Here is a 17207-nt window from a genome sequence, read left to right as displayed (position 1 = left end):
GTCGAGTTGTGCAAGCTGATAATCAATTATTTGTGAAACCAGCCTTGTCCGATTTAAACAAGGCCGGTTTACTAACTGCTACCGAATGGCAATAATGTTTTCTTCGCCCTTGTTTACTTTGCCTACTTTTTTCAATTCAATTGCTTCACCTTCTTTTAAATTAGTGAAGACAATCGGCGTCATAATAGAAGGAGAATGATTTTTAACATATTCAAGATCCACTTCAAGAAGTTTGTCACCCAATTTTACAGTATCGCCTTCTGAAACGAAAATGTCAAATCCTTTTCCTTTCAATTTTACTGTATCAATACCAAAATGGATCAATATTTCATGGCCAGAATCAGACTGCAAGCTAATAGCATGTTTCGTTGGAAATACATTTAACACTTTACCGTTAACAGGAGAGACGACGATACCTTCTTCAGGTACAATAGCAATCCCATCTCCCATCATTTTTCCAGAGAATACTTGATCCGGTACTTCTGTAATCGGATGAAGAGTACCTGTCATAGGCGATGAAAATGTTAAGCTTTCGCTTTGTAATTCTTCCGGCATAACATTTTCCACTTGTTCTTTAACTTCCTGCTCTGGAGAATGAACTTTTTCTGCTCTTGGAGTTCTTCCATTCATGATGTCTTGTATTTGAGTTTTTAAATTGTCCGATTTAGGGCCAAAAATTGCCTGGATGTTGTTGCCCACTTCTAAAACACCTGAAGCGCCGAGCTTTTTCAAGCGTTCTTTATCAACTTTCTTTTGATCATGAACAGATACGCGCAGCCTTGTGATACATGCATCAAGGTGCTGAATATTTTCATTTCCGCCAAGCGCCTCTAAAATGTTATATGGAAGATCTCCGGCTTTTTCGCTCTCCTGCTCATCATCAGACGTTTCAACACTTGCATCTTCCCGTCCAGGAGTTTTCAGGTTGAATTTTCGGATGGCAAATCGGAAACCGAAATAGTAAATGACCGCAAATACAAGCCCAACTGGGATAACGAGCCACCAAGCTGTTCGATTCGGAAGGACGCCAAATAATATAAAGTCGATCACTCCGCCTGAAAAAGTCATTCCAATTTTAACATGTAAAATATGCATGACCATAAAGGATAGTCCTGCAAATATCGCATGAATCGCAAACAAAAGCGGTGCTACAAACAAAAAGCTGAATTCAATCGGTTCTGTAATTCCTGTTAAAAACGATGTCAACGCGGCAGAACCCATAATCCCTGCGACCACTTTTTTATTCTCGGGTTTGGCTTCGTGATAAATAGCGAGTGCTGCGGCAGGGAGACCGAACATCATAAACGGAAATTTACCTGTCATAAACGTTCCAGCTGTCAATTCCACACCGTCCTTGATTTGGGCAAAGAAAATGGCCTGATCGCCGCGAACAACGTGCCCTGCTTCGTTTACATAAGAACCAAATTCATACCAAAAAGGAGCATAGAAAATATGATGTAATCCAAACGGAATCAATGAACGTTCAATCACACCGAAAATAAAAGCGGCGAGCGTTTTGTTCGTCTCAAGTATTCCTTGAGAAAACTGGTTTAATGCCCCTTGGATCGGCGGCCAAATAAAGTACATCGCAATCCCTAATAGAACAGCGGACGCAGCTGTCACAATTGGAACAAACCGCTTTCCGGCAAAAAATCCTAAATATTGCGGAAGCTCAATTTTATAATATTTGTTGTACATATAAGCAGCTATGATACCTACTATGATCCCGCCAAACACACCTGTTTGCAAAGTCTCAATTCCGAGAACGTTTGCAAACGCTGGATCAGAACTAATATCTTTAGGCATTTGACCCAAACCTGTTAAAATACCGTTCATTGTAACATTCATAATTAAGTAGCCGATGACTGCTGCAATCCCTGCAACTCCATCGCCGTTTGCAAGACCGATCGCAACGCCGACTGCAAATAACAACGGCAGGTTGGTGAATACAATTTGCCCAGCTTGCTCCATGACGCTTGCGATAAGCACGATCCAGTCGTTCGTTAAAGCAGGAATTCTATCTGTTAAATCCGGATTTTGCATAGCATTACCAAATGCAAGCAAAATACCTGCTGCAGGAAGAAGCGCTACCGGCAGCATAAGCGCGCGTCCTATTTTTTGTAAAACACCGAAAATTGATTTAAACATAACATGACCTCCTTATAATTATCATTTGACAAATGCAGCAAGAATAATCGATGTTTAGAAAAAACAAAAAAGGCATGGTGAAACAAGGCGTCAACTGTACGAAAACAAATCCCTATACAGTACACCTTGCTCACTCATGCCTGATCGAATCAGTAACACGTGCGCAAAATTTATTCTTTTTTTGCTATTCGATATAAATGCATCGTTAAATAAACAGCTTCTGCTTCATCAATTTGTTTTTTCAATACTTGCTGCATCATTTTAATCATTTTCCATGCAACATTATAGCATAGAGGACATTTTTTTTTCAACAATAAAGCTAATTCTTCTGGTTCTTCCGTTTTTTCCTCTTTGAGAACCCTTTCAATTGTTGCCTGAAGATGCCTTACAAGCCGCAAATAATTAAAGCTTTCTTTATCAAGCTGGATGTTTAAGGAATCTTCTGCAACTTCGATTAACTGAGCAATAAGCTGAGAATGGCGGTTCACTTCAGAAATTGATTTATGCGTTATGGCGCTGTGAATGTGGAGAGCGATGAAACCGATCTCACCTTTGGGCAGCTTGATTTTCAGCTTATCTTCAATAATGGACACCACTTCACTAGCAATATTATATTCTTTCGGATAAAGCACTTCAGTCTCTGATAAAAAAGGGTTTTTGATGTCCATCCCCTGCTCGATCCTCTTAATTGCGAACGTAATATGGTCTGTTAAAGCTATATGAATATGTTCATTCAGAGGAAGTCCGACTTTCTTTGAAATGTGGGCAATACAGTCTGAAACAACTTCTATCATCTTCTCGTTTGTATAAGGAAGAAGTTTTTTATATTGTTCCTGTTCTTGTTCGTTTTTCAGCACAAATATCTTTTCAACTGTTTCGTTGGAAATCAGCTCCCCCCTTTTTTTTTCGAAACCGATTCCTTTTCCAATCAAGACGACTTCCTGAAAGGTGTCGTGGCCAGCTATTAATACATTATTATTCAACACCTTTTTTACTTTAAAGGACCCCATGTTTAAAAAGACGCTCCTTTACCAGAAATCTATATAATCGTACAAAAAAAGAACGGGGAGGTCAATGCATTTTGCACTCAGCAAAAGCAAGAAAAAATTTACAATCGAACACCTAAGACTGGGGGTGAGGCATCTAAAATGGAAATAGAAAATTTAGTTTTTTCATCTTTCTCGGCAGTTCATACTTTCCTTTCCAAAAATGAAGAGTCCGTTTTTTTCAACTGTCGCCTTTTAAAGGTTCTATATGCACATGTACGTTCGTAATATTAAATTCTTCCGTCAGCCTTCTTTCCACTTCATCACAAATCGCATGGCTTTCAACGACATTTAAATTAGAATGAACTTTAATGACAACATCAACATATACGGTGCTTCCGACATATCTGGCTTTAATATCTTCAAGCGATTGAACCCCGGGTATATTGTTAATTGTTTCTTTATATTTGTCTAACTCCTTCTCTGAAAATCCGTCCGTTAAGGAATGAACCGCTTCTTTGAAGATATCCCAAGCAGTTTTGCAAATAAGCACTCCGATGATCATCGCAACAACTGTGTCCATCCATGCGATATGAAATTGCGCCGCCAAAATCCCTAGGAATGTTCCGACACTGACATATGCATCGGATCGATTGTCCATAGCTGCTGCCATGAGCGCTTGACTTTTTATTTTTTTCGCAAGTCTTACATTAAATAAATAAACGGAAAACATGACGATTGCTGAGCCGATAGCCGTCCATGCCGCGATCAAATCAGGTGATTCTGTTTTCGGGTTTATGATTGATTTTGCTCCTTCAGTAAGAACTTCAAAACCAACCATGACCATAATCAATGATGCAATTAAAGACGCAATGGTTTCTGCCCGAAAATGTCCATAGTGATGATCTTGGTCAGGAGGACGCTGCGATATTTTTAATCCGACTAAAACCGCGATCGAAGCAATTACATCAGTCCCGTTGTTCAGTCCGTCAGCCATTAAAGCTTCCGAATGAAAAAAATATCCGACCGCTATCTTTACAACGGTCAACAAAATATAGGCTGCAATGCTAATCCATGCTCCCCGTTCACCCTTTTTTAAATTTTGATAAACTTCCACCTTCCACTAACTCCATTCGTTTAGTCTGCCATTTATACTATCAAAAAAACATGTAAAGGTCTATACATACAGATTATTTCCTTGTTACAAAAGGTTTAATATCAAAAGGTTTTTCTGAAATCAAAGCGATCATTCCAATATGGAGATTAGTAAAACAAGGAAAAATATAAATTATTTCATTTTTTTTACATTACATTAAAAAAATATAGCAACCAAACTTTTTACAGTTTGATTGCTATCAATCGAGAGAGATTAATTTTCTTTTTGTGTCAAATAAACCGGGATCATTTGAATCGAATGGTTTAGGTCATCAAGCTTGCCTTCAATCCGGTGAAGCAAATAGAGCGTCACAACAATAGGAAAACCGACATCGCTGATAAACGACAGCCAATCGTGCAAACCAATCCCTCCCTTTATGGCATCTGAAATCCGGCCTGTTCCCGAACCGGAAACAGGCCGCTTCCGTCAGCTCATCGTATATTCTGTCACCGTTTGCTCAATAATTCTGGCTCCTTTTTTTGAAACGAGCGAACCCCCAGAAGAAGTAAAAACATTTGATTGAATGATTGTTTCCATAGCTTGACCAATTTGCTCTGCTGTTAATGAATCCTTAGGTTCATCAACATTAATTCTGACTGTCTTTCCTTCCATATTGGCAAAAAGAAGATCGAGCGATTTAGACATTTTTTCACCCCCAGATTACTTATGCATTAATTTGATGCGTATCGTTTCGTTCCACTTTGGCAAGCGGCATTTTTTGAAGACTGGCAATTGCTTGGGCTGCTCTAAGCAAATCATCTGCACTAGCTGACGTTTTAATATTGCTGTAATTTTTATAGCGATACAGCGGCTTGCCGGAATGATCAAAACCTTCTTCAAAAACAAGACGCAATTGTGATTTGACCGGTTGAACCTCAGCCATTTGCTCGCACCTCCTTTCACCTTCTTTATATAAAGAAATGAAAAAAAAGGGGCAGCAAATATGTAAAAAGGTGAAAAAAGAAATGAAAACGGAGCCCTGTCGCTGCAGACAACGGCTGTTGATGCCGTTTTGACCATTTCCAATAAACGGAATCTCTTTGGTTTCGTCAATATTTTATTTGGATAAAACTAAATTTTAGAGTAATGAATTTCATCAAAATTAAAAAAGCATTTACGAAGTGCTCTCTTTTATTATGAAAGTGGTCAAACCCCATTAAAAAAGGAGACTTCGTAAATGCAAAACTATTGTGTATCACAAAACGGAACGGATGAAAAAATAAAAGAGCGGTGTCCGCTCTTTTTAAATAGAAAGCTGTTTTGACAACGTATATAATTCTCCGATTGGTTCGCTCTTTTCTTTCAATATCTCTTCAATATCATGATCAACGATTTGGTTTTTCTGTATTCCGACTGCTCTTCCGCCTTTTCCTTCTAACAGAAGCTCAACTGCTCTCGCTCCCATTCTGGAAGCAAGAACTCTATCAAATCCAGTTGGAGAGCCGCCGCGCTGAATATGCCCTAATACCGATACTCGCGTCTCAATGCCGTATTTTTCCTTTAAAATATCGGCAAGTTTTGATGCGCTCATAACTCCTTCAGCTAACGCAATAATGGAATGTTTTTTCCCGCGTTCAACACCATGCTCCAACCGCTTGACAATATCATCTAAGTCAAACGATCTTTCAGGGATTAAGATCGTTTCAGCGCCTCCAGCTACTCCTGCCCAAAGCGCTATATCACCAGCATGCCGCCCCATCACTTCGATTATAAAAATCCGCTCATGGGATTGCGCTGTGTCCCTAATTTGGTCCATTGCCCTTACAACCGTATTCAGAGCTGTATCAAATCCGATCGTGAAATCTGTTCCTGGAATATCGTTATCGATCGTTCCAGGCAATCCAATGCAAGGGAAGCCTTTTTCCGTCAGCTTCAAAGCCCCTCGGTATGACCCGTCTCCGCCAATTACAACAAGACCTTCAATTTCAAATGATTTTAATTGTTGAATCGCAAGAAGCTGTCCTTCTTCTGTTTTAAATTGTTCAGAGCGCGACGATTGGAGAATCGTGCCGCCGCGGTGAATAATGTCCCCTACAGAGCCAAGCTCTAATTTTTTTATGTCACCGTTAATTAATCCTTGATATCCATGGTATACTCCATAAACTTCCAACCCATGAAATATCCCTTTTCTTACAACTGCACGTATTGCAGCATTCATCCCCGGAGAATCTCCGCCAGACGTTAATACAGCTATTCGTTTCATTCCATCACCTCATTATGCAGTTCAATAATTGCTGCCATCTCATGTTTTATAAAATGTATTATATCAAAAAATTTTCCCGCTTAAATGATTTTCTCGTTATTCAGCTTTTCGAAATCCGGCTTCTTTTGCTTCCTCCTCTGTACAAAACATCATTTCTGGTTTTGTTATATAATAGTGCCTGCTGCCAGGCATATGGTATATTTTTTCACCTTTTGAATTAATGTTTCCTTTTATGTCGCAGCCCTCTTTTTTGTCGTCTTGTCCAATCTTATCATTAAATCCATCGTTTGTAACATAGTTTTCTATACTCCAGATTCCGATTTCTTTGTGCTGGGCTTTTTTTTGAACATCTAAAAAACGGTCTACATATTTTGTATTTGGCTGATGAACGTATGCGACGCGGGCTAGCCCGTTTTCAAGCAGCATTTCATTAAACATTTGTCCGTTTATATATAAATAAACAAGTAATCTTCCATACTTGTCACGTTCTCTAACGCCAAGCTCTAATTCAACTTTTTTGTCTGACAGCATTTCTTTTGCAAAATTGCTTGCTTCGATTGCAAATGGCTGCACAGGCTTCGTTGGGTGTACAGATTCAGGAGTATCGACAAGAAGAAGTCGGATTGTTTCTTTTTTATTGTTGACGATGACTTTCATCGTATCACCATCGACGACATCAATTACTTTGGCTTCCAACCGATTGTTTACGGCTGAATCATCTTTTTGCCAAAGCTCCCATCCGAAAAATAATGCAAGCAAACCAAAAAATAAAACAATCCATTTTCTCCACATGATGTTCTTCCTCTCTATTGTGTCCATTCAATGAAATATCATTTTAAGCGAAAAGAACATTCATATCAATAAGAAATGTGGAGGATTTTTCACCTTCAAAGTTATTTTAAATGTTGTTTACATTTTTCTCGGAATATTTTATAAATAAAACCATTCTAGTATAATAATAATGGTAAAGCAATCGGGGGAGTTAAGGAGTGTATTTTTTGTGACATTTATCAAAAGAAATATCGTCCCGATCCTCTGCTTGGCGGCATTTTCGTCACCCATAATCGGCATGATGTTAATTGATGTGTATTATTACAGTTCGGTAATCGGGTGGGTGGTTGGATTCATTTTTATTGTAGCTGCATACATAATTGTAACGAAACGACCCGATGACTCTGAACCAAATGACTTTTTAAAAGAAAATAAAAGGCGGATCATATAGCTTAATCCGCCTTGTTATTCTTCTTATTTATGATCTTAATAGCCGCAATCCATTTAAAATGACAAGTATGGTGCTTCCTTCATGGCCAATGACTCCGAACGGCAAGTCAATGACTTGAAGGAAATTAGCACATATGAGAAGGGCGATGACCGATAGAGAAAAGGCAATATTTTGTTTCACAATTTTGTTCATTTTTTGCGACAATTCGATCGCTTTGATCAATTTCGTTAAATCGTTTTTCATTAATACAACATCTGCTGTTTCCAAAGCAACATCCGTTCCCTCCCCCATTGCTATACCGACAGATGCTGTTTTTAAAGCTGGTGCGTCATTGATACCGTCGCCGATCATCGCCGTTACGCCGAATTGTTTATTCAACTGCTTTATTCGGTCAACTTTGCTTTCAGGCAGACATTCACCGTGAAATTCATCAACGGATGCCTCTTTAGCAATGGCTTCAGCTGACGCTTTCGTATCGCCCGTCAGCATCACCGTATAGATGCCTTTGCTTTTCAATTCATCCATCAAATTTTTCATATCAGGTCTAAGTACATCTTTTAAAGCGATGCTTGCGGCAATTCCTTTTTCGTCTTTAACATAAACAACCGTTTTCCCTTGTTTGTATAATTTCTTGGAAACAGAGTTTTGAAATTGTTCAGCCTCTTCTTTTCCGACAAACGCAGCTTTCCCAACGAATATTTTCTGCCCGTTCCAAGAAGCAGAAACTCCAAACCCTGAATGTTCATCCACTGATACCCATTCATCTTTCAGTCCTTTTACATTTTCCTGAATATAAGCTGTAATAGCTTTGGCAAGAGGATGGGAGGATTGCCGCTCAATATTATAAACTGCTTGTAGCAGCTCTGTTTTATCGATGTCTGGGCGTACGATTACGTCCGTGACGATCGGCTCGCCTTTTGTCAAAGTTCCCGTTTTATCAAACGCGACCGCCCGAATTTTATTAAGACGCTCTAAATGTACGCCCCCTTTAAACAAAATGCCGTTTCTTGCCCCGTTAGAAATAGCGGATAACGTCGCCGGCATGATCGAGGCGACGAGCGCGCACGGGGAAGCCACTACCATAAACACCATCGATCTGTAAAAAGTTTCCTGAAAGCTCCAGCCTAATAAAAATGGAGGAGCAAACATCAAAACAGCCACTGCAATAAGCACACCTTTTACATACGTTCCTTCAAATTTTTCAATAAATTGCTGGGACGGAGATTTTTCAGATTGGGCGTTTTGCACCAGTTCAATAATTTTTTGAAAAAGCGTTTCCGATGCTTTTTTCGTTACGCGAACGGTGATCGATCCATTTACGTTTACAGTCCCTGCATACACTTCACTTCCAGGCTCTTTCTCAACCGGGATGGATTCGCCCGTTATAGCTGATTCATCCACTGTCGTATGACCATTTATGAGTTGGCCATCCACCGGAATGCGGTCCCCGGGCTTCACAATGATCAAATCTCCAATCGATAAAGTGGAAACATGCACTTTTTCTTCCCGTCCATCTACTAAAAGCAGCGCTTCTTCAGGCTGCAATTCCATCAATGAAGAGATCTCCTTGTTTGTTTTGTTCATTGTATACGTTTCTAATGCGCCGCTTAGGGCAAAAATAAAAATTAAAATCGCTCCTTCAAGCCAATGGCCGATGATTGCCGAACCGATAGCAGCAAAAACCATCAGCAGCTCTACATTCAACTTGCCTTCGCGGATCGTTTCTTCAATTCCCTCTTTAGCTTTGGCAAATCCCCCAATAACGAATGCGAAAATAAATAAAATCGTTGATATGATGTTGAAATCATCTATGCTAAGCAGCCAAGCGAAAAAAATGAGAACACCTGACACAATGGCCGCAATCATTTCAACATGCTGTTTCAACCCTTGAAATAATTCCGTATTATGAAACATCTTTGCTTCCATTCTCACTTACAACCTCCTAACTGAGAATAAAATTCAGCTTCACTTCTATTGAATTCCATATGCTATTCTTGGCGACTAGTAAAAAAACTATTAAAATATCAATATCTATATGTATATTATATATCAACAATTATTTTTTTCAAGTAATAATTATATTAATTTTAAATTAATAATTAATATTAATAATTATTATCATTCTCAATCACGGTTTTTTACAGATCAAAAACGCAGGTTGGAAAATCGGTCGATTCATATGTTAAGCATTAAAATTCTATTTTTTAAAAAAGAAAAAGCACAGAAGCTTCGCTGTGCTTTACAAATCGGTTAAACGTTTTAATTGTTCGGTTGTTACGGGACCAATGATTTTTTTAAACACCTGTCCTTGTTCATCGATTATAAAAGTAGTGGGAATGACCATAACCTTGTATAATTTCATGACTTCGCCTTTTTCATCAAAAAGCACAGGAAAACTAAATCCGCTCTTTGATAAAAAAGACTTTACTTCTTCTTTTCCCCCTTCTTCTGAAGTAATGTTAATTCCTAAAAACGCGACGTGCTCAGAATCCGCTTGTTCATAAAAACGTTGAAGCTCAGGCAATTCTTCCTTACATGGAGGGCACCACGTCGTCCAAAAATTGATCACGACCTTTTTCCCTTTAAAATCCGAAAGTTTTACCATCTTGCCGTCAGTTGTTGGCAAAACAAAATTGTTAGCGGACACTTTCGATTTTTCTTTCGTTATTATTTCTTTCATGGTTGTTTTGCTCGGTGCATTTTCTTGTTTCAAATCGCTCTCTTGACATCCAAAAAACACACATGATATAAGCAGAAAATGAAAAAGCAAGGCAGCTGTTTTTTTCAAAACGCTTCCCCCTTCATGAGAGCACTATTTTTTTCCATTCAATGATGGAAAAATGATGACTTTCGCTATTTCATAATTTATTGCTGCGATAGATCACAGTAGAGACAACCCGGAAAATCTTAATGAACACGTTTTTCCTTCAGCGACCAATAGCCAATGCCGATTTTTTGGCATATTGTCATATAATGCATTAACAATTGCAGCAATCCTCCTGCATTGAGCCCGATAATAACTCCTGACATTTGCCATTCTGGCTGCGATCCAAGCAAAAAGATGACGACAAACGAGATAAAATGCGCCCAAACCGTATGAAACAAAGCATCCTTTATTAAATTCAGACCGATCAAATACGCTTGCAGCGGAATGATCAAAAAGTGGGTAAAAAAGTACGGCCATAAAAGCTTTAAAAAAAGTGTTGCAGTAGTTCCGTTGACAAACAAACTTGTAAGCGGCTCAGCAAAAGCAAACATAATCACAATCGCAGGTATTCCGTAAAGCATTGTCATTCCGAGCGATTGCTGCAAAAGCTTCTTTAAAAGTTCCTGGTTTCCTTTAGCAAACGCTTCTGATACAGTTGGGATCAAAATCGTTAACAGTGCATGAGCGATAAACGCTGGAAAAAAGCCGATCGTCATCGCAACTCCGGAAAGCAGACCGAACTGTTCTGTCGCTCCAACCTCCGAAACACCTGCTGCCATTAATGCATATTTGATTAAAAACGGCTGAATCGCATGTGTCATAGAATGAAAAATGCGCAAAATTGTCGTTGGAACAGAGACACGAAATAAACTCCGCCGGATCAAAGCTGTTTTGGATGAAGCGAGCGTGCTTTTTTTTAGTTCTTGCGCCTGATAGACATAAACGGTAAGCAAATAAAGAACAATAACGGCTTCGCTTGCAATAAATGAGCTTAACCCTGCAATGACAGACATTTCAGGAGAAAATTCAAACAGGTTGAACAGCAAAATGAGCAGAATAAGCTGAACAAGCTTGCGAAATCCATTTGCAAATGCAATTTTCCCCATTTGCTGCGTGCCCATTAAATAGCCTCTAGCAATAGAGGAAAAAGAAATCATCGGAACAAGCAGTACAAATAAAACCGTAACGGAAGGATGATAGCTTTTTAGCGGCGGAAGAGCAGGAAACAGCAAAAAAACAATTAAGCTGAAGCAAATGCTGATCCACAAAGTTAGGCGAAAAGCATATTTCAACATTGGCCAATGGTACGGCTTTTCAGTTTCCGCCACATATTTTGAAATAGATATCGGCAATTCAAAGCTTGCTAACACGATAATGAAAAACATAATAGGCATGATCGACATATAGTGGCCGATGCCTTCTTCACCAAGTTCCCGCGTCAATACCATGTTAATCATAAAATCAAAGCATTCCCCTAGAAACGAAGCAACGATTAAAAGCAGAGCTCCCTTAAAAAAAGTTTTCATTTTTCCTCCCTCTTTTCTTATTTCATGCATATGAGACAAGTTCAAAAACATGACAGAGGATCGGAAGAGGGAGGAAAATTTTTAGTCAGCCTTTGTTATTTCGGTTTCTCGTTTCATTGGCAAAACGAAGCAATCAAATATTTAGAATTATTGCACCACACCAGTTTCAGTAATTTTTACATCCGCATGCACATCGACTTCCATCTTTGAATAAATATCCCTCCAATTTTTCACTTTTCTTAAACCTCTCGCATGGCTTAAAATTTCTTCTCCTAATCCAACCGGATCAATGTTTTTCTCTTTAAACATATCGATCATCTCCATACTGTTCTTCACAATTTCCTTTTCAAACGCTTTTTCAGCTTTTTTTAAGATTTCCGGACGAACAGTCCCTTCCGAATATTCGCGTAGATACCCTTCAATTTCCAGCTCTATCGTTAAATGGAACGGATTTTTTTCATCGATGTTCGCTCTTCTTTTCGAACGGATGCTTTCTATAGATGCTTTATTTCCATCATCCATTGTGATCGTATGAATTCCTTTAACATATCGATCGGAAAGAAGCTTAAAATAAAAAAGCTGATCATTTTCGATTTCGCCAACCATTTTGTCCTTTTGAAACAAGGCAAGTCCAGTTATTTTGACATGGTCGTTTTTCTTTTCTAATAAAGGTAAAGAAGGGTCTTTTCCTTTCATGCGAAAGTTGCGCAAATATGTGTGTAAATTGATAATCGGCAAATTTTCCCGGTGCATATTATGCTCCACTAAATTACGAAAGTACGTGGCAGTCCCCTGTTGTCCATATTTTCCTTCCAGCAAATTTTTCGCTTCACCTTTGCAGACCGCTAAAATAACCTTTGAACCGACGCTTGCATCTCGTTCAAGCGAGTCGACATATTTTTCAATTCCCTGTTTTGCTACGTCTTCACTGTAAAGAGCAAATTGCAATTTTCCATAAACTAGAGGGGCTGGCGACTCCTTTTGCAAATCGGAAATCAGATCCCTGCTTAAATCTGATTCGACCGTCATCACCTTGCTGTCGACCGGCTGCTCCTTTTTATATTCAGGAGCAACAATGGTTCCTTTAATTTTATTGCCTTCGCCGACATCGTATCCAATAACCATCACTAAATTGACATCATCAATAATTTCTTTATCCAGACATCCATAAAGCATCAGCATGAACAACATAATGAAGGAGAGAATTTTCCACATGTTTATGTTCTCCTTTTCCATAAATCCCGTACAAACGTAATGAGGTATAAAACCGGAATATAGCAAAATACAATACCAAGAGCATACGTATTGATGATCTTATTTAATAATTGAATATCTTCTTTATCAACAATGACATTGACTATAAAAAACATGACGACCAGAACAGAAATGATTGCCTTCTTTTCTGTTATTCCAAAAATTTCTGTTATACCTCTTTTGGCGCTCCACAACATGACGCAAATATTCGGCAAGATGACGAGAGACCAGGAAGCAATACCGATATATTCGAATCTTTCAACAAAAGGAAGTTCAACAATTTTCCACATCGCTAGCGTCGCCCATTTATTGCGCAATATTTCTTCTTCCGCAGAATAATAAACGATCGAAACAATCATGATGATGATATAGGAACAGGTTGTAAATAAACTTCCAATATGAGCCCATTTTTGGGATTTGTCAATATTTTTGACAAAGGGGTAATACAAAAAAAGAGTTTCAAACCCAATAACAGTTATGACCATCTGCATCGTTCCCATGAAAATTTCCTGAGGTGAATGATCCATAATTAGCAAGAGGTGCTGAAGATCTGCAAAACGAGTCGGGAAAATTAAAAATGTAAGAAAAATCCAAAGCGGCAGAACCACTCCAAAAAAAGCAAATCCGGTTACTACCCGAAATCCACCGTTAAAAATGTAATAAAGCAATCCCATAAAAATCGCGGTATAAATCCAAATATTTAAATCTTCAAACATCCACACCTTCAAAATTTCAATATATCCTATTAATATGGCGCAGCTTCCAAGAAAAAAATAGATGATCCAGACAATGTTCAATCCATTGCCGACCCATTTTCCAAACAAATCGTGCTGCAGTGTCATTAAGCTTCCGCTTGAACGTTTCAAAATTTGATAGATCATCCAAATGTACAGATGAACAATAAGACCGATCAAAATAACTGAAATCCATGAATCATGTCCCGCATACTTGACGACATTTTTTTGAAAACCTAATACACCGATGCCGAATTGAGTGCTGTGCACTAAATAAAAAACGAGCGGTGCGGAAACTTTATGACGTTCTGCTATTTGCGCCAAGTTGGATTCCTCCTCTTCCGCTGTTATTCATCAATATCTTTATTTTCCCTCGATTTCTCTTCATCCATTCGCTTCGGCTGCTCCGTCCGCAGCTGTTTCGGACGTTCATTCATCATTGAAAACGGCATACGCAGGAATGCATCCTTTAAATCGGAAATTCTCGGAGGATAGATTGGTTCCAAAAAAGGACGTCCGAGAGAAGTTAATCGTAAAAGATGGGTCGCTAAAAAACAAAAGCATAAAACGATTCCTAAAAGACCGTACATTTCGGCAAACATGAGAAATGGAAAACGCAAAAGCCTGATCGTATTGCCCATTTTATAGACAGGTGTTGTAAATGATGCTAATGCAGCAAGCGCTACAATGATGAGCAAAATATTGCTTGTTAAACCTGCTTCCACACTAGCTGTTCCGATTACAATCCCCCCGACGATGCCGATCGTTTGTCCAACCTTTGTCGGCAGCCGGGCGCCCGCCTCACGCAGCAATTCGATCGTTCCTTCCAAAAACAGCGCCTCTAAAAAAGGCGGAACTGGGACCTCCCTTCTGGATGTGACAAAATTGTTTAGTAAATCAGTTGGAATTAACTCATAATGATAATTTAAAACAGCTACATAAATCGGTGTTGCCAATATGGAAAAGGAGACAGCAAACAGGCGGATAATACGGAAAAAGGAAGACAAAATCCAATTTAAAAAATAATCTTCAAACGATGCGAAAAATTCGACAAGAGTTGTCGGACCGATTAATACATGGGGAGAGCCGTCCACAATGACCGCTATTTTCCCTTCCGCCAAAATGGAAACTACACGGTCCGGTCTTTCCGTATCCAACAGCTGAGGAAAGGGAGAATTATGATTGTCAGAGATCATTTCCGTAATGTACGAACTATCATTCACTTGATCAATTTGGATATTAGAAATTCTTTGCCAAACCGTAAATACATTTTCCTCATCCGCTATGCCTTCTATATAGATGATCGCTAATCTCGTTTGCGTCAGCCTGCCAATTTTTAAAGTCCGAATGCGCAGCTCTTCAATCGGCAATCGTTTTCGAATTAAATTAATATTGGATTCAATGGACTCAACAAACGCCTCTTTCGGACCGATGACCGTAAATTCCACTTCCGGGAGTGTAACTTCTCTAGCTTTGTTTAATTTTGCATTAACGAGCAAGCACGGAGATCCATATTCGCTTAGCGAAATCATAACAAAGCCTTCCAAAAGCTTTTCCTTCATTAAATCCGTATCAATGGTTAAAAAAATATCTTTGACCGGTAAAATGTTTTTTAGTTCTTCTAATGACTGCCAATATTTTGAGTGAATCGGCTTTAAAATGTTTTCATTTAATATATTTACATCCACTAACGTTTCAAAATATGAAATCCAATATTTGATATGGCTTGTATTGACGTCATATTGAATAAAATCAGTAGAACTGCGGAAGACAGCAAACAATTTTTCAATTGAATCTTTTCTTTTCCAATTTTGCTTATACATTCGGCTCATTCATCCCACCTCTTTCCATTATTTTTTCAAGCCATCTTTTTATTTATTCAATTAAATTTCTTCTATAGAAATAAGGAGGAAAATGGTGAAAACGGAGGAGGCTGAAACGAAATAATTGTATTTTCCTATATAGAAAATTGAATTTCCCAGACAATTGGACGCGTATCATCTAAATCATGATGATTCGCTCAAATGATTTACACCGTTTACGATTGTATTACCGCGGAAAAAAAAAGAGCGCGCTCTTTGAAAGGATGCGCACACGTGGAAAAGAATCAATCATTTGAGGAGATGCTAACTGCTTTTCGCCCTTTAATTTTTCACATTATGAAAACTTTAAATATTTATACAGACCAAGACGAGTTTTTTCAAATAGCAGCGATCGCCCTCTGGAAAGCAAGCATCAATTATGACGAACAGAAAGGACGGTTTGCCACTTATGCTTATGCAACGATAAAAGGCTCGCTCATGACAGAATTAAGGAAAAAACAAACATATAAAGAAAGGCATGTTCTTCATGCGAATGACATAATAGCTGCTAAATTGGAATTTTTTCCATATACAGACATTGAAGCAAGAGATTTATATGAACGGATTGCCCCCGCTTTATCAGATGCTCAACGAATTTGGTTTACCATGTATTTTTTTGAAGGAAAAACTCAGAAGGAAATTGCAGAGGAGCTAAATGTCACAGTCAACAAAGTAAAAAATTGGAGAAAAGGAGCATTAAAAAAATTGAAGAAATATGCCGTAAAGGCACGGGAAGAACAGTGAACAGTCTTTAATAGCAGTTTTTAAGGGGAAGATGTGCCAAAAATTAAGAAGCTGACATCGGTCAGCTTCTTGGATCTTTTGTATATCGGTAAACAATGCTGCCACCGCGTTTTGCTGTTCCATGAAAATGTTTAAAATCTTCCCTTTCGATCAGCACTTTGCGAAACGCCATAAAATCTTCCTTTGATACACAATATTCTTCCAGTTCTCCATCACGAAGCTTGTTTAAAATGTCTTGTATCTCTTGATTTGTCAACTCGACCATCTCCTTTTCTATGAAAAACAGTCTACCGAGCAATGGAAACTTTTTACCTATTTTTTTGCGATTGTCCAAAAAAACTTTACAATTCTAAAGAAATCATGCAAAATATTTGAAAATCCATAAAAAAGGAGAGAACAAATGAAAATTGCTGAAGTTGGAGATGTTATTGAATTTAAAGACGGTCTCAAAGGAATTGTCGAAAAAGTAAATGAAAATTCCGTCATCGTCGATCTTACGTACATGGAAAACTTTCGGGAAATGGATCTGGAACAAAAAACAGTAGTTAATCATAAAAACTATAAAATTGTCGGAAAGTAAAACGGAGAATTGAATGCTCCGTTTTACTTTTTCTTATATCAAAGAGTTTAGTGCCATTTCAAGAATTTTTTACAATTAACGCAAG

18 protein-coding genes are annotated in these 17207 nt (G+C 38.4%); 3 read left to right on the top strand and 15 right to left on the bottom strand.

The window, feature by feature from the left end; translation table 11 throughout:
* Nucleotides 1-78: 78 nt before the first annotated feature.
* From ptsG to NSQ41_RS06980, 8 genes are all read right to left on the bottom strand, one after another.
* Nucleotides 79-2148 (bottom strand): glucose-specific PTS transporter subunit IIBC, encoded by a 2070-nt coding sequence (gene ptsG / locus NSQ41_RS07015; protein ID WP_066247960.1) that lies wholly within the window; start codon nucleotides 2146-2148, stop codon nucleotides 79-81.
* Between the two features lie 170 nt (nucleotides 2149-2318).
* Complete coding sequence (locus NSQ41_RS07010; RefSeq protein WP_339211298.1) at nucleotides 2319-3158, bottom strand: PRD domain-containing protein; 840 nt, start codon at nucleotides 3156-3158, stop codon at nucleotides 2319-2321.
* Between the two features lie 217 nt (nucleotides 3159-3375).
* The gene (locus tag NSQ41_RS07005; protein ID WP_063389341.1) at nucleotides 3376-4251 is read right to left on the bottom strand and encodes a cation diffusion facilitator family transporter; all 876 of its coding nucleotides are present in this window, start codon (nucleotides 4249-4251) and stop codon (nucleotides 3376-3378) included.
* Nucleotides 4252-4503: 252 nt separating this feature from the next.
* On the bottom strand, nucleotides 4504-4650 hold the full coding sequence (locus tag NSQ41_RS07000) for a YvrJ family protein (RefSeq protein ID WP_063389342.1): 147 nt from the start codon (nucleotides 4648-4650) through the stop codon (nucleotides 4504-4506).
* 66 nt (nucleotides 4651-4716) lie between these two features.
* Nucleotides 4717-4935 carry a DUF2922 domain-containing protein gene (locus NSQ41_RS06995; RefSeq protein WP_311067150.1) on the bottom strand — a complete coding sequence of 73 codons (219 nt, stop codon included), beginning with the start codon at nucleotides 4933-4935 and terminating at the stop codon, nucleotides 4717-4719.
* Nucleotides 4936-4954: 19 nt separating this feature from the next.
* Nucleotides 4955-5173 carry a DUF1659 domain-containing protein gene (locus NSQ41_RS06990; protein ID WP_063389344.1) on the bottom strand — a complete coding sequence of 73 codons (219 nt, stop codon included), beginning with the start codon at nucleotides 5171-5173 and terminating at the stop codon, nucleotides 4955-4957.
* A gap of 360 nt (nucleotides 5174-5533) precedes the next feature.
* Complete coding sequence (gene pfkA / locus NSQ41_RS06985) at nucleotides 5534-6493, bottom strand: 6-phosphofructokinase (RefSeq protein WP_327863580.1); 960 nt, start codon at nucleotides 6491-6493, stop codon at nucleotides 5534-5536.
* A gap of 96 nt (nucleotides 6494-6589) precedes the next feature.
* Nucleotides 6590-7285 (bottom strand): thermonuclease family protein, encoded by a 696-nt coding sequence (locus NSQ41_RS06980; protein ID WP_063389346.1) that lies wholly within the window; start codon nucleotides 7283-7285, stop codon nucleotides 6590-6592.
* A gap of 208 nt (nucleotides 7286-7493) precedes the next feature.
* Here NSQ41_RS06980 and NSQ41_RS06975 point away from each other — a divergent pair, with 208 nt between their 5' ends.
* Complete coding sequence (locus tag NSQ41_RS06975) at nucleotides 7494-7715, top strand: hypothetical protein (protein WP_082829436.1); 222 nt, start codon at nucleotides 7494-7496, stop codon at nucleotides 7713-7715.
* Between the two features lie 27 nt (nucleotides 7716-7742).
* Here NSQ41_RS06975 and NSQ41_RS06970 read toward each other — a convergent pair whose 3' ends face one another.
* The 6 genes from NSQ41_RS06970 to NSQ41_RS06945 form a co-directional block, all read right to left on the bottom strand.
* Entirely contained in the window at nucleotides 7743-9641 is a 1899-nt protein-coding gene (locus NSQ41_RS06970) for a heavy metal translocating P-type ATPase (protein ID WP_339211602.1), read from the bottom strand.
* Between the two features lie 313 nt (nucleotides 9642-9954).
* The gene (locus NSQ41_RS06965) at nucleotides 9955-10503 is read right to left on the bottom strand and encodes a TlpA disulfide reductase family protein (RefSeq protein ID WP_339211294.1); all 549 of its coding nucleotides are present in this window, start codon (nucleotides 10501-10503) and stop codon (nucleotides 9955-9957) included.
* Nucleotides 10504-10622: 119 nt separating this feature from the next.
* Nucleotides 10623-11948, bottom strand: a complete 1326-nt coding sequence (locus NSQ41_RS06960; protein ID WP_066247952.1) for an oligosaccharide flippase family protein — start codon at nucleotides 11946-11948, stop codon at nucleotides 10623-10625.
* A gap of 147 nt (nucleotides 11949-12095) precedes the next feature.
* Nucleotides 12096-13163 carry a Ger(x)C family spore germination protein gene (locus NSQ41_RS06955; RefSeq protein ID WP_158640196.1) on the bottom strand — a complete coding sequence of 356 codons (1068 nt, stop codon included), beginning with the start codon at nucleotides 13161-13163 and terminating at the stop codon, nucleotides 12096-12098.
* 2 nt (nucleotides 13164-13165) lie between these two features.
* On the bottom strand, nucleotides 13166-14260 hold the full coding sequence (locus NSQ41_RS06950) for a GerAB/ArcD/ProY family transporter (RefSeq protein WP_339199608.1): 1095 nt from the start codon (nucleotides 14258-14260) through the stop codon (nucleotides 13166-13168).
* 23 nt (nucleotides 14261-14283) lie between these two features.
* Nucleotides 14284-15759 carry a spore germination protein gene (locus NSQ41_RS06945; protein WP_066248007.1) on the bottom strand — a complete coding sequence of 492 codons (1476 nt, stop codon included), beginning with the start codon at nucleotides 15757-15759 and terminating at the stop codon, nucleotides 14284-14286.
* Nucleotides 15760-16032: 273 nt separating this feature from the next.
* Here NSQ41_RS06945 and NSQ41_RS06940 point away from each other — a divergent pair, with 273 nt between their 5' ends.
* Nucleotides 16033-16542, top strand: a complete 510-nt coding sequence (locus NSQ41_RS06940) for a sigma-70 family RNA polymerase sigma factor (protein ID WP_063389353.1) — start codon at nucleotides 16033-16035, stop codon at nucleotides 16540-16542.
* A gap of 61 nt (nucleotides 16543-16603) precedes the next feature.
* Here the strand turns inward: NSQ41_RS06940 and NSQ41_RS06935 are convergent, their stop codons facing one another.
* Entirely contained in the window at nucleotides 16604-16807 is a 204-nt protein-coding gene (locus tag NSQ41_RS06935; protein ID WP_063389456.1) for a hypothetical protein, read from the bottom strand.
* 135 nt (nucleotides 16808-16942) lie between these two features.
* Here NSQ41_RS06935 and NSQ41_RS06930 point away from each other — a divergent pair, with 135 nt between their 5' ends.
* Complete coding sequence (locus tag NSQ41_RS06930; protein WP_063389354.1) at nucleotides 16943-17122, top strand: DUF2187 family protein; 180 nt, start codon at nucleotides 16943-16945, stop codon at nucleotides 17120-17122.
* Nucleotides 17123-17207: the final 85 nt, after the last annotated feature.

The sequence above is a fragment of the Aeribacillus sp. FSL K6-8210 genome (assembly GCF_037963925.1).
GTDB classification, from domain to species: domain Bacteria; phylum Bacillota; class Bacilli; order Bacillales; family Aeribacillaceae; genus Aeribacillus; species Aeribacillus composti.
This window is presented reverse-complemented; position numbering and strand designations above follow the sequence as displayed.

What these genes read in the sequence shown, in the direction of transcription:
- ptsG (WP_066247960.1), bottom strand. Translation starts at nt 2,148, where the DNA reads ATGTTTAAATCAATTTTCGGTGTTTTACAAAAAATAGGACGCGCGCTT.
- NSQ41_RS07010 (WP_339211298.1), bottom strand. Translation starts at nt 3,158, where the DNA reads ATGGGGTCCTTTAAAGTAAAAAAGGTGTTGAATAATAATGTATTAATA.
- NSQ41_RS06995 (WP_311067150.1), bottom strand. Translation starts at nt 4,935, where the DNA reads ATGTCTAAATCGCTCGATCTTCTTTTTGCCAATATGGAAGGAAAGACA.
- NSQ41_RS06990 (WP_063389344.1), bottom strand. Translation starts at nt 5,173, where the DNA reads ATGGCTGAGGTTCAACCGGTCAAATCACAATTGCGTCTTGTTTTTGAA.
- pfkA (WP_327863580.1), bottom strand. Translation starts at nt 6,493, where the DNA reads ATGAAACGAATAGCTGTATTAACGTCTGGCGGAGATTCTCCGGGGATG.
- NSQ41_RS06980 (WP_063389346.1), bottom strand. Translation starts at nt 7,285, where the DNA reads ATGTGGAGAAAATGGATTGTTTTATTTTTTGGTTTGCTTGCATTATTT.
- NSQ41_RS06970 (WP_339211602.1), bottom strand. Translation starts at nt 9,641, where the DNA reads ATGGAAGCAAAGATGTTTCATAATACGGAATTATTTCAAGGGTTGAAA.
- NSQ41_RS06960 (WP_066247952.1), bottom strand. Translation starts at nt 11,948, where the DNA reads ATGAAAACTTTTTTTAAGGGAGCTCTGCTTTTAATCGTTGCTTCGTTT.
- NSQ41_RS06955 (WP_158640196.1), bottom strand. Translation starts at nt 13,163, where the DNA reads ATGTGGAAAATTCTCTCCTTCATTATGTTGTTCATGCTGATGCTTTAT.
- NSQ41_RS06945 (WP_066248007.1), bottom strand. Translation starts at nt 15,759, where the DNA reads ATGTATAAGCAAAATTGGAAAAGAAAAGATTCAATTGAAAAATTGTTT.
- NSQ41_RS06935 (WP_063389456.1), bottom strand. Translation starts at nt 16,807, where the DNA reads ATGGTCGAGTTGACAAATCAAGAGATACAAGACATTTTAAACAAGCTT.
- NSQ41_RS06930 (WP_063389354.1), top strand. Translation starts at nt 16,943, where the DNA reads ATGAAAATTGCTGAAGTTGGAGATGTTATTGAATTTAAAGACGGTCTC.